Annotated in this window: 6 protein-coding genes; 2 read left to right on the forward strand and 4 right to left on the reverse strand. The window is 76.8% G+C overall.

What is annotated here, in order from left to right:
• Positions 1–241: 241 nt before the first annotated feature.
• The 4 genes from CXR04_RS27285 to CXR04_RS27300 form a co-directional block, all read right to left on the reverse strand.
• Entirely contained in the window at positions 242–2,563 is a 2,322-nt protein-coding gene (locus tag CXR04_RS27285; protein ID WP_101424888.1) for a hypothetical protein, read from the reverse strand.
• 79 nt (positions 2,564–2,642) lie between these two features.
• Complete coding sequence (locus CXR04_RS27290; protein ID WP_101424889.1) at positions 2,643–5,753, reverse strand: alpha-N-acetylglucosaminidase; 3,111 nt, start codon at positions 5,751–5,753, stop codon at positions 2,643–2,645.
• Between the two features lie 162 nt (positions 5,754–5,915).
• The gene (locus CXR04_RS27295) at positions 5,916–6,566 is read right to left on the reverse strand and encodes a LuxR C-terminal-related transcriptional regulator (protein ID WP_047015382.1); all 651 of its coding nucleotides are present in this window, start codon (positions 6,564–6,566) and stop codon (positions 5,916–5,918) included.
• The gene (locus tag CXR04_RS27300) at positions 6,530–7,822 is read right to left on the reverse strand and encodes a sensor histidine kinase (protein WP_101424890.1); all 1,293 of its coding nucleotides are present in this window, start codon (positions 7,820–7,822) and stop codon (positions 6,530–6,532) included. The genes CXR04_RS27295 and CXR04_RS27300 overlap by 37 nt, the downstream gene beginning before the upstream one ends.
• Positions 7,823–8,134: 312 nt before the next feature.
• On the opposite strand from CXR04_RS27300, the gene glnII reads away from it, so the two are divergent.
• Both glnII and CXR04_RS27310 read left to right on the forward strand, forming a co-directional pair.
• Positions 8,135–9,154 (forward strand): glutamine synthetase, encoded by a 1,020-nt coding sequence (gene glnII / locus CXR04_RS27305; RefSeq protein ID WP_101424891.1) that lies wholly within the window; start codon positions 8,135–8,137, stop codon positions 9,152–9,154.
• A gap of 363 nt (positions 9,155–9,517) precedes the next feature.
• Positions 9,518–12,427, forward strand: a complete 2,910-nt coding sequence (locus CXR04_RS27310) for a hypothetical protein (RefSeq protein WP_101424892.1) — start codon at positions 9,518–9,520, stop codon at positions 12,425–12,427.
• Positions 12,428–12,466 lie beyond the last annotated feature (39 nt).

Consider the following 12,466-nt stretch of genomic DNA (forward strand, 5'->3'; position numbering starts at 1 on the left):
TCGGTGGCGCGGGCGCGAGCCCTCAGTATCACGGTAGGGAGTTTCCACCGCGTTTCGCACCCCGCGGGTGCGCCTGCGGCGGGCGGGGCGGGGTGGGGGGTGCGGAAGGGGTGGGCGGGGGTGGCGGGTGATCGGTGGTGCGGGTGCGGGCCGTCGGTGTCACGGTAGGGAGTTTCCCCCGCGTTTCGCACCCCCGGGGCGGGGGCGGCGGACGAGGGGCGGCTGCAGGGAGGGGCCGGGGTCAGGACGGGGGGCGGAGGGTGGTGCCGTCCGGGAGGGTTGCGGTCAGTTTGGCGCGGGCGCCGCGGTCCGCGGCCGTGGCCAGGAACCGGCCCGCCGCCGCGCCGCTCACGCCGCCCGAGGCGGTGACCGAGGTGACGTCGCGGCTGCCCGCCGCCAGCACGTACCACCTGCCGGAGCGCGCCTTCCACAGCACGCCCGCCAGCGCGTGCGGCGCCCGTACGCCGCACGCCGTCGTGTCCCGCGCGCGGGCCGCCACCGCGCCCTGCTGCCGCGCGCCGGCCGCCGGCGGCTGGAACTGCGCCAGGGCCACCCCGCCGGTGCCGCGCCAGGTGTCGGCGCGGGTGCACACCCAGGCGGCGGTGCCGCCCGCCTCGGGCAGCGGCTGGCCGGCGAAGGTCCAGGAGTTCACGGACCGTACGCCGTGGGCGCGCAGCGCGGCGAGGTGGCATGCGGTACGGGCCCAGCGGTCGCGGGCCGCGGCGCCGGCGACGTCCGTGGCGGCGGCCGGCGGGCCGTACGTCAGCCTGGCCGGCACCAGCTCGCCGAGGTCGGTCGTGAGCTGGGCGGGTGCGCCGGCGCCCGCGGACGGGCGGGTGCGCAGCTCCAGGGCGGGCCAGGTGGTGCAGTGCTGCTCGGCGGTGGCCGTCGAGTCGTCGGGGGAGTCGGCGTCCGGGGTGCCGTCGGCCGGGCTTTCCGCGGCCGGTGCGTCGGTCGTCCCCGTGTCGTCAGCCGTCCCGTCCGCCGCCTTCCCGCCGGGTGCCCCCGTGCCGGTCGGTGCGGTGCCGGGTTCCGCGGGCGCGGTGGTGGGGAGCGGGGTGCTGGGGACGGGGGCGGTTACGCCGTCCGTGTCGCGGTCGACCCGCCGCGCCTCCGCCGCCGGGTCCAGCAGCTCGCGCAGCGAGACCCCGGAGACCCACGGCGCGGTCAGATAGCGGACGTTGCCGTCCGTGCGGCCGACGACGACGGCCAGCGCGCTCGCCGCGTCCGCCGCGTCGGCGCGGGCGAAGTCCAGCACCGCGGCGCCCGGTTCGTCCCGCACCTCCGCGTACCGCACCAGTCGCAGGCCGTCGTGGAAGAGGACGACGGTCGCCCGGTCGACGTCCCCCGCGTACAGCAGCCGCGGCGGGCCCGCGGGCGGCCCCGCGGCGGTGCCGGGCGTGGCCGAGACCCGTACGGGCTCGCCGGGCCGGGCCCAGACGGCCAGCGCCCGGCGCAGCAGCGCGGCGTCGCGGGTACGGGCGCCGCGGGCCGGCCAGGCGGCGAAGTCGGCGCGGCCGGCGCGCTGCCAGTCGTCGCGGCCCGCGACGGCGAGCTGCGCCGGGTCGAGGGCCTGTTCCGCGAAGGCGTTGCGGGCGTACGGGGCCGCCGCCGCATCGTCCGCGCCGCCCCCGGCGCCGGGGACGCCGAGCAGGGCGACGACGGCGACGAGGGCCGCGGCGGCGGCGAGCGCGGCGCGGGTGTGCTGGCGGCGCCGGAGCAGGTCGGTGGGGCGGGCCTGGAGCGCACAGGGGTCGAACTCGGGGGAGAGCAGCAGCCGCCGCTCCGCGCTGCCGGGCGGCTCGGCGACGCGGTCGGCGGCGGCGAGCGCGGCCCCGGGGTCCTCGGCACCGGCCGCCGCGAGCAGCCGGCGCACGGCGGGGTCGGGCAGCGCTTCGAGGCCGCGCAGCACGTACGCGGCGCGGGCGGGCGCGGGGAGCGCCGCGAGGGCCCGGTCGAGGGCCAGTTCGTCGGAGCCGCCCGGGCGCGGGTGGAGCCGCAGCCCCCAGAGCCGGGGCAGCGGGCTCGGCAGCCCGCCGGTCCGCGGCAGCCGGAGCCGACCGCGGGGCCGCCCGGCGTCGAGCGCGGCCCGTACGATCCGGAGCCGCACGTAGGCGTACCCGGCCCCGGCGTCCCCGTCGTTCCGCCAGGGCGCACCGGGGCCGAACCGCACCTCGGCCCCGTCCGCACCGCCCGCGGAACCGGCGCCCCTGGCCGCGCCGCCGCCCCCGGCGCTCCCGTCCGCCCGCTGGCCCGGCACGGCGCCCGGCGGCACCCCGTCACGCACGTCGTCGCCCGGCATCCGGTCCTGCGCCCCGCAACCCGGTGCCCCCGGTGCCGTACGCCCCCGCGGCAGCGAGCGCTGCACCAGGCCGTGTGCCGCCAGCACCCGCCTGCCGCGGTCCTCCTCCGCCGGCAGCAGCAGATACGCCAGCCGCGTCAGATGCGCATAGTGCTCGACGACGGCGGCCTCGGCCTGCTCGACGTCGACGGGCGGGGGGACGGTGTCCGCGGGCGGTGGCGGCTTCGCGGCGCCCCGGGCGGTGACGGCCTGCTGATCCACGCTGGGTTGAACGAGTGAATCCTCAGATGGTCACTCCGCCGCGGCGCCCGGCCCGGCCGCCCGTGCCCGCCGCCCGGCCTCACCCGCTCGTCCACCCGCCGAACTCCACCGTCCCCCGCACACCCGCCGCCGCCGACATGAACAGCCCCGCGTCCTGGGTCGCCGCCGTCCCCGGCACCGTGACCGTCGCGACGGTCCGCCACGTCGCCCCGGAGTCCGTCGAGCACGCGCCCGTGAACGTGTCCCCCGCCCGCGTCAGCCGCAGCGTGACCGGTGCCGTGACGCCCGTGATCCGGCGGTACGTGTCCAGCGTGCCGTCGCCGTTCGAGTCGTACGACAGCACCACGCCGTTCGCCGGCGTCACCGCCAGGTTGAGGAACCCGGCCGCGCCCGCCGTCCGCAGGTCGTTGCGGGCGACGATGCCCGCCCGCGCCCACGGACCCGTCGGCGCCTGCGCGTCGACCGTCAGCGTCACCGTGCCGCCGGAGGCCAGCGACCCCGGCCGGAAGACCGCGCCGAACTCCGCCGTCGCCTTCCACATGTCCGCCCCGCCCCCGTCGACCGCCCAGCGGTCGCCGAGCTGCCCGAAGACGGCGGCGTTGGTGGTGACCGTGGCGAGGCCGTCGGCCAGCGGTCCCGCGACGAACAGCGTGCCCGGGGTGTGCACCGCCACCGGCTCCTGCCCCGCCATCCCGTACGCCGTGCGCACCTCGTACGCCAGCGGCGTCAGCGGCTTCGCGGGCGGCCCGGCGGGCGCCCGTACCTCCCACGCGTGCTCCGCCCCACCCGCCGCCGGCACCGCCGGCAGGGAGACCGCACCCGGCGGCGCGGCGTCGAGGCCCGTCAGCTCCAGCTCCACGGCGCCCGTGGCGGCCAGCCCGCACATGTTGCGGAACCCGGCGGTCAGCCGCCCCTTCCCGCCCGGCGCGAGCGCGGGCGGATCCGCCACGGCCGTCACGACGCCCTGGTACGGGGCCGTGGCCAGCACGTCGTGGACGCGGCGCGCGAGGGTGTGCGCGTTGCCGGAGGGACGCTCGGGGTAGCGGTTGCGCTGCCGCGTCCAGGGGTCCTCGACCGCGTACCAGTCGAAGGGCTCAGGATCCCGCCCCGCCGCCAGCGCGTCCTGGAGCTCCTCCAGGTAGGCGCGCCAGCGCGGCGCGTGGACGTCGCGGATCAGCCCGGACCAGTCGCGGTTCGCGTAGTCCGCGAGGTGCCCGCCGTCGGCGGTGGGGCGGTCGGCCCAGGTGGTGACGAGGACTCGGGCGGTGCGCTCCAGCAGCGCGGCCTCCGCGTCGTCCGCGGCCATCCGGCGGGCGTCGGCGAGCCACGGGCCGAGGAGGAACGCGCGGTGCGCGCCGGTGGTCTCGTCGCTGAGCGCCATCAGCTTCAGCCACAGGTCGGACAGCGTGCGGAAGGTGGCCGCGTCCTCCCGTTCGTACGCCGCCTTGAGCTGCGGCAGCAGCACGCGGGACCGGCTCGCGAGCGCCTGCCGGGCGAGGTCGACGAGGTCGTGCCGGTACGCGTCGGAGGCGCGCAGCGCCGGGGCGACGCCCAGCAGCGCCCCGAACGCCTTGTCGAACTCGGCGAGGTCGAAGGCCGGCGTCTTGGTCGCGTAGTACGCGCCGGAGCGGGCGTCCAGCGACGGGCGGGCGGCGAAGATCGAGTCGTGCGGGCGGCCGTCGGCGCTGGAGATCGCGTACGCCGTCTCGCGCAGCGCCGCGAACGCCGCGCGCGCCGCCGGGTCCGCGCCGCCGTAGCGCACGGCCGCGTACTCGTCGAACCACTCCTTCCGGTCCACCGGCTCGGCCCGCCACGCCAGCTCGCTGAACAGCTCCAGCGCCGCCGGGTCGCGCTCGGCCGCCTCCGGCATGTACGCGGTGCCGACGCACGCGCTGCCCGGCTTGTCCCGCCAGGCGGCGAACCGCTCCGCCCACATGTGGGTCTTGGCGCCGATCGTGGTGCGGCCGCCGAAGTTGGGGATGGTGCCGAAGGCGTACGGCACGCCGCCCCAGTCCGTCTCGCGGTCGGTGACGCGCTCCAGGTCGGACAGGCCGTCGACGACGAGCATCCGGCCGGGGTGGGCGAGTCCTTCGAGGAGTTCGCGCCGCGGGTTCTCCTGCCAGCCGAGGATGACCCACGTCGCGCCGGGGCGGGCGGTCTGCAGCGCGGTCTCGACGGCGCGCGCGGCCTCCGGCACCGGGACGTCGCCCGGGTCGCCGCCCTCGTGCAGCAGGTCCATCTTCAGGTGGCCTACGGCCCCGAAGAGGTCTTCCTGGTGGCGGTAGAACGCGGCGGCGACGTCGCGGAAGACGTCGGTGCGCGGGTCCAGCCAGTCCGGGCGGGGCAGGCCCGCCCAGGTGCCCTGGGGGACGGTGCGGGCGCCGGGGTTGCGGTCGGCGAAGCCGCCGGGGACGGTGCCGAAGTAGCCGGGCAGGACGGGGGAGATGCCCAGCTCGCGCATGCGGGCGGTGATGCGGCGGCCGAGTTCGGTGCGCTCGGCGAGCAGCGCGGGGGAGACGGGGCCGCCGTAGTCGCTCATGTTCTGCAGCAGCCACCACGGCTGGTGGCTGGGGGCCGGCAGCCAGGCGCGGGCCTCGGCGTCGGAGTAGCCGAAGTCCTGGAGCAGCCGGTGGTAGACGGCCTCGGTGCCGGGGGTGACGAGCACCTGGTTGCAGCCGTGCAGGGCGAGCACGTCGACGAACCGCTCCCAGCGCGCCCAGTCGTGGTACGGGCCGGTGTAGCCGTCGTGCGTGTCGTTGAGCGCGAACCGGGCCGGGACGGTGGCGCGGCGCTCCACGGGGGCGGCGGGCGCGGGGAGGCGGCGGGGGAGCCGGGTCTGGCTGCCGGACCAGGAGACGACGGCGCGGCAGGTGTACTTCAGGTACCAGTGCACGCCGGTGAGGAGTACCGCGGGGCTGGTGCCGCCGACCTCGATCCGGCCGGCCCGGCCGCGTACGGTGAACCGCTCCTCGCCGTCGAGCGCGGTGAGCGCGAACTGCCCGGCGTGGTCGGGCAGCAGCCGCTCCAGCGCCTCCCGGGCCGCTGTCACGCCGAACCCCCTGCCCGCGGCCGCCGCCGTGCCGCCTCCGGCCGTCACGCTACGGGCCTGCGCCTGCCCGCCGACGAGTGCCGCGCCGGCGCCGAGTGCGCCGGCCGTGCCCAGGATCGTGCGTCGCGTCATGTCCGTCATCAGCGGACCGTAGCCACGCGCGGGGCGAGGGGGCAACGGAGGGAAACGGGCGAAAAGTGACCGCGTACAGCCCGGCGCCGCAAGCGCTGTCTTCCGGGCCGGTACGGGAGCCCGCAGACCCGGGAGCCCGCAGACCCGCGCCGCGGGCCCGGCCCGGCTCCGTCAGCCGCGGTCCAGGTACGCCAGCACCGCCAGCACCCGGCGGTTGTCGTCGTCCGACGGCGGCAGCCCCAGCTTGCTGAAGATGTTCGACGTGTGCTTGGCCACCGCCCGCTCCGTGACCACCAGCCGCTCCGCGATGGCAGCGTTGGACCGCCCCTGCGCCATCAGCTCCATCACCTCGCGCTCCCGCGGCGTCAGCGTGTTCACCGGCTGGTCCTGCGCCGCCCGCCGGCTCAGCAACTGCGAGATGACCTGCGGGTCCATGGCCGTACCGCCGCCCGCCACGCGCCGTACCGCGTCGATGAACTGGTCGGCGTCGAACACCCGGTCCTTGAGCAGGTACCCCACCCCGCCGCGCTCGTCCGCCAGCAGCTCGCGCGCGTACAACTGCTCCACGTGCTGCGAGAGCACCAGCACCGGCAGCCCCGGCCGCTTCGCCCGCGCCTGCAGCGCGCACTGCAGGCCCTCGTCCGAGAACGACGGCGGCAGCCGGACGTCGACCACCGCGACGTCCGGCTCCAGCTCGTCCAGCGCCCGCGCCAGCTCCGGGCCGTTGTCCACCGCGGCCAGGATCTCGAAGTCATACGCTTCGAGCATGCGGACGAGACCGTCCCTCAGAAGGAAGAGGTCTTCGGCGATGACAGCGCGCACGGAATCTCCAGGGTCACCATCGTGGGGCCGCCGACCGGGCTGTTGACGGCCAGTACGCCGTCGAATGTACCGAGCCTGCGCTCCACCCCGGCCAGCCCGGACCCCTTGTCCAGCGACGCGCCGCCGCGGCCGTCGTCCGTGATGGCGATCCGCAGCATGCCGTCGCGGTGCCCCATGTCCAGCCACACGCGCTGCGCCTCCGCGTGCTTGATCGCGTTCGTCAGCACCTCGCTCACCGCGAAGTACGCCGCCGACTCCACCGGCTCCGCCGCCCGCCCCGGCGGCGTACCCAGGTCGATGTCCACCTCGACCGGGACCGGCATGCGCAGCGCCAGTGCCCGCACCGCGTCCGCGAGGCCCCGCTCCGCCAGCACCGGCGGGTGGATGCCCCGTACCAGGTCGCGCAGCTCCGTCAGCGCCTCGGCGGACTCGCCGCGCGCCCGCGACACCAGCTCCTTCGCCTTGGCCGGGTCCTTCTCGATGAGCGCCTCGATGGTGCCCAGGCTCATGCCCATGGCGACCAGCCGGGCCTGCGCCCCGTCGTGCAGGTCGCGCTCGATGCGGCGCAGTTCGGCGGCGGAGTTGTCGACGGCGTCCGAGCGGGTCTCGGTCAGCCGCGCGACCCGCTCGGCCAGCTCGACCTCGCGCGGCGCCAGCACGCCCTTGGTCATCTGGAAGTGCAGGCCGAGCAGGCGGTGGCTGGTGAAGAGGCCGACGGCCAGCAGGGCGGTGCCGAGCCCGGCGGCCATGAGCGCGGTGGCCTGCGAGGACACCGGCACGAAGCCGTACCAGTAGGTGTTGTCGCCGCCGCCGGTGATGGGGTCCCAGACGCCGGCGGCGATCACGTACCCCTCCAGCGGATAGAAGGTCAGCGCGACCGTGACGACGGCGAGGACCGTGCCCGCGAGCATGTCGGTGAACAGCCAGCGCAGATCGCGCCAGGTCGCCGGGTCGGTGAGCATGTGGCGGGTGCGCTGCGCCTGGCCGATGAGCCCGCCTTGCAGGTTCGGCGGCCAGGGGCGGTACGTGGCGGGGATGCGCACGTCCGCCCACTGGGCGGCGAGCAGCCGGCGCAGGTTGGCCTGCATCCGCACGCCCTCCAGCACCCAGGGCGTCGTCATCAGGCCGATGCCGAGCACGGGGATGAGGGCGACGGAGACGAGGGTCAGCACGAAGAGCGTGATCGAGACCGCGGTGCACAGCACCGTCAGTGCCAGCGCCCGCACCCCGGTGAGCGCCCAGTTCCGGAAGATCATCTCCGTGTTCCCCTCTGTTTCCGCTGCTCCCTGCCGGTCCCGCGCCCGTTCCTGCGCGGGTCCCGGCTCGCGCGGCCCGCTTCTCCGGCCGCATGTCACAGTCTGCCGCGCGGCCCGGACGGGGGCACGGGTCCGTACCCCCGGGCCGGGGTGTAGCTAGCACCACCACGCCGTACGGGACGAAGGGACACACCGGGTTTACATCCGGGCAACGGACGGGAAACCGCGGCTTGCGACGCTGCCCGCGGCGGGCGCGCGTGCTGCGCGCCGCCCTGCACCGCACCGCACCTGTACGAACGAAGGACGGCGACCGTGAGCTACAAGGCCGAGTACATCTGGATCGACGGCACCCTGCCCACCGCCAAGCTGCGCTCGAAGACCAAGATCGTCGAGACCGGCGCCGAGCCGCCCCTCTGGGGCTTCGACGGCTCCAGCACCAACCAGGCCGAGGGCAGCTCCTCCGACTGCGTCCTCAAGCCCGTCTTCACCTGCCCCGACCCGCTGCGCGGCGGCGCCGACGTGCTCGTACTCTGCGAGGTCCTCGACACCGACCTCAGCCCGCACGCCTCCAACACCCGCGCCGAGCTGCGTGAGGTCGCCGAGCGCTTCGCCGGCCAGGAGCCGGTCCTCGGCATCGAGCAGGAGTACACCTTCTTCCGCGGCTCCCGCCCCCTCGGCTTCCCCGAGAACGGCTTCCCGGCCCCGCAGGGCGGCTACTACTGCGGCGTCGGCGCCGACGAGATCTTCGGCCGCGAGGTCGTCGAGGCCCACCTCGGCAACTGCCTCAAGGCGGGCCTCGGCCTGTCCGGCATCAACGCCGAGGTCATGCCGGGCCAGTGGGAGTTCCAGGTCGGCCCGCTCGGCCCGCTGGAGGTTGCGGACCAGCTCTGGGTCGCGCGCTGGCTCCTCTACCGCACGGCCGAGGACTTCGGCGTCTCCGCCACCCTCGACCCCAAGCCCGCGAAGGGCGACTGGAACGGCGCGGGCGCGCACACCAACTTCTCCACCCGGCGGATGCGCGAGGACTACGAGGCGATCGTCGCCGCCTGCGAGGCGCTGGGCGAGGGCGACAAGCCGCTGACGCACGTGCGCGCGTACGGTGCGGGCGTGGAGACCCGGCTGACGGGGGCGCACGAGACGGCGCCGTGGGACGAGTACTCGTACGGGGTGTCGGACCGCGGGGCGTCGGTGCGGATCCCGTGGCAGGTGGAGAAGGACGGCAAGGGGTACATCGAGGACCGGCGGCCGAACGCGAACGTGGACCCGTACGTGGTGACGCGGCTGATGGTGGACACGTGCTGCGCGGCCCTGGAGAAGGCGGGCCTGGACTGAGCCCGGGCCTCGGGGTCGTACGGGGCCGGGTTCTCGGCGTTCAGGGTGTGCGGACCGGGGCACGGCGGCCGGCGCGGGGGGCGCAGCCGCTGCGCTCGGAGCGCGTGGCCGTGGCGGGGTTCGCACTGCCGGGGTCCCCGCTGGCGCCGGCCGCTCGGTGCGCGGCGGGGGTCCGGGTACCGCGGACGGCGACGGCGGCACTGAAGTCCGGGGGCTGCCGGGGCCGCGGGGTTTGCGGGTCCTACGGGAACGTGACCGGACACCACCCGTGCCGCTCCGCGGGTTGGTGCAACCGGCTTTTTCGCTCGCCCTATCGGCCGCGTCGCGCTGGCCTGGGGCCGGGGAGATGCCGAGGCTGAATGCATGTCAGGGGCGCGGCGGGTCTGGACGGCGGTCGCCGCCGCCCTGCTGAGCGCGCTGACGGTGCTGCTGCTGTGCCGGTACACGGTGGCCGACCCGGCGTACTACACGGGCGCGGTGCGCGAGGCCGACGGCTACCAGCGCGTCTACGACGAAGTGCTGCCGGACCCCGCCGTCCGCCGGGCGCTGCGGACGGGCGCGCTGGGCATCCCGCTGCGGAGCGACGCGGTGGTCGACAACCTGCCGCTGCTGGTCCCGCGCCCGGCGCTGGAGCAGGCGGCGGACCGGCAGGCGCGGGCCCTGGTCGCGGCGCTGACCGGCACCGGCAGGGCGGCGGCAGGCAACGACTGGCGCGGGCCGGTCACGGAGAGCGCGACGGAAGCGGGCAGCGACCAACTGCGCGCGCTGCGCGAGGACGCGGACCCGGCCGCGGCCCGCGGCCTCACCCACCTCATCACCCGCCTCCGCGAGTACGTCACCCCCGGAGACCAGTCGCCGACCCCGACGTCGGCGCTGCGGGAAGCGGTGGCGACGTTCGTCCACGACACGTGGCCGCCGAGCACGGCACGCCGCATCATGACGGCGCTGGACGAGGTCCTGCCGGGAGCGGAAGCGGAACCCCACACGCCGACGGCCGGTGCAGGAGCCGCGGATCGGAGTTCGGTGGGGGAGGTGCGCCCTCCGTTGGTGGGTCGGGGCGATGAGGTGGGGCGGCCGGGCTTGTGGACGGTGGGGCGGGGAAGTGGTGCGGCGGGCGGCGAGGCGGCGGCGGGCGGAAGGGAGCCGCGCGGGCCGTTGACAGTGGGTGGGCAGGGGGCGGAGCTGCGCCCGCCGTTGGTCGGGGCGCCGGGTTCTGAGGCTTCGGTGGGGCCGGGGACGGAGGGGCGTGGGCCGTACGTCGCCGTGGGGCGTCCGCCGCTCGTGGCGTCGGGCAGTGCCGCGGGGGACGGGCGGGGAGCGGTCGTCGGTACGGGTGGGGGAGTCCCGGCGGTGGGGGAGCAGCGGGTGCCGTTGGTGGTGGAGGACCGGGCCGGGGGCGGTACGGATCCGGCGTCCGCGGCGTCGTCGAAACTGCCGGGGTGGGGTCCTGAGCGGGGGGCGGTGGTACGGACCGTGCTGGCCGCGTCCGCGTCGTGGTGGGCCGTCGCGGGGGTGGCCGCCGGGGCGGCCGGTGCCGGGGTGCTGGCGCTGCGCGCGGCGGCCCGCGGCGGGCGCTTCCGGGCGCGTACCGCGGCGGCGGCGTGCGCGGGCGCCGCGGTGCTGACCGCCGCCGCGGGGGCGGCGGTGTGGGCGGCGCTGCCGGCGTCCGCGGGGCTGGTGCCGGACGGCCTGCCGCCGAGTGTGGCGGCGCTGCTCGCGGACGTGGTGGCGGGCCTCTACCGCGAGGCGGCCCTGGCCTGGGCCGGGGCCCTGCTCGCCCTGACCCTCACCGCCACGGCCCTCACCACCTCCGAGACGGCCCGCAAAACCCTCTACCGCACCCTCACCCGCACCGCGGGCCCTACGGCGGCTGCGACTGCGCCCGCCTTCGGGGCCGTACGGGCGAACCCGCACCGCGCCCCCGACACCCCCGTGCCAACCGGAGCCGACTCCGAGACGACCACCGACTCGCAACACTCCACGACACCGCCCCCACCGAGCCGTACCGCCACCGCCGCACCAGGGACGCCCCACCACCCCAGCGCCGCCGCCACCCCTCCGCCCTCCGCCCCCACTTCGCCCGCTCCCACCCGCTCCCGCCGCCCGGGCAGCCCCGCCACCTCCGCGCCGCTCTCCGGCTCCGCCCCGCCCGCGCCTACTGGCCCTCGTTGGTTCCGCCGCCCGCGAAGCGCCGCTACCCCCGCGCCCCTCCCCGCCGACGCCACCCCGCCGCCCTCCGCCCCCGCCTCGCCCCCGGCCCTCCGCGCCTCCTCGCCCGCCACCCCCCGTCCCCGCTGGGCGCGGCAGCTCGGGCTTGGGGTCGCCGGGTTCGTTGCGCTTGCCCAGGTGTGGATGCTCGTCGGGGTACCGGCCGGGGATTCGCTTGCCTGCAACGGTGACGTCGCCCTCTGCGGGCGGCCGTACGACCAGGTCGTGCAGGTCGGGGCGCACAACGCCATGGCCACCGTGCCCGACGGGTTCCTCGGCGCGCACCAGGACGTCTCCCTCACCGGGCAGCTCGACCGCGGTGCCCGCGCGCTCCTCCTCGACACCCACTACTGGGAGACCGCCGAGCGGCTCGTGCCGCCCGCCGGCACCGGGGGGCTCGATGCCGCCGCCCGGGCGACCCTCGTACGGGCCGTCGACTCCGTCGTCCGCCCGCGACCCGGCACCTGGCTCTGCCACGGCCCGTGCCGGATGGGCGCCACGCCCCTCACCGCGCAACTGCGCGAGCTGCGCGACTGGCTGGAGGAGCACCCCCGGGACGTGGTGACCCTGATCCTCCAGGACGCCATCACCCCCCGCGACACCGCCCGTGCCTTCCGCGCCGCCGGCCTCGGGCCGTATCTGCACCGCCCCGACCCCGATCCCGCCGCGCCCTGGCCGACGCTCGGCGAGATGGCCGACTCCGGGCGGCGGCTCGTGGTCTTCGCCGAGGAGGCCGACGGGCCCGCGCCCTGGTACCGCAACTTCTACGAGTACGCCGTCGAGACCCCGTACCGCGCCCGCGAACCCGGCGACATGAGCTGCGCGCCCCACCGCGGCGGCAACGACCCCCGCAAGCGGCTCTTCCTCCTCAACCACTTCGTCACCCACGGCATGGGCGCTCCCCGCGCCGAGGCCGCCGCCGTCAACGACGCCGACGCCATCGTCCACCGCGCCAGGACGTGCGCCCTGCTGCGCGGCCGGATGCCCACCATCATCGCCGTGAACCACATGACCCTCGGCGACGCCGTCGGTGCCGTACGGCGCCTCAACTCCGAGACACGCTGAGCACACCGAGCCCCGGCCTTGCCCCCCGGGGCGGCGGCC

Source organism: Streptomyces sp. CMB-StM0423, assembly GCF_002847285.1.
Classification (GTDB): domain Bacteria; phylum Actinomycetota; class Actinomycetes; order Streptomycetales; family Streptomycetaceae; genus Streptomyces.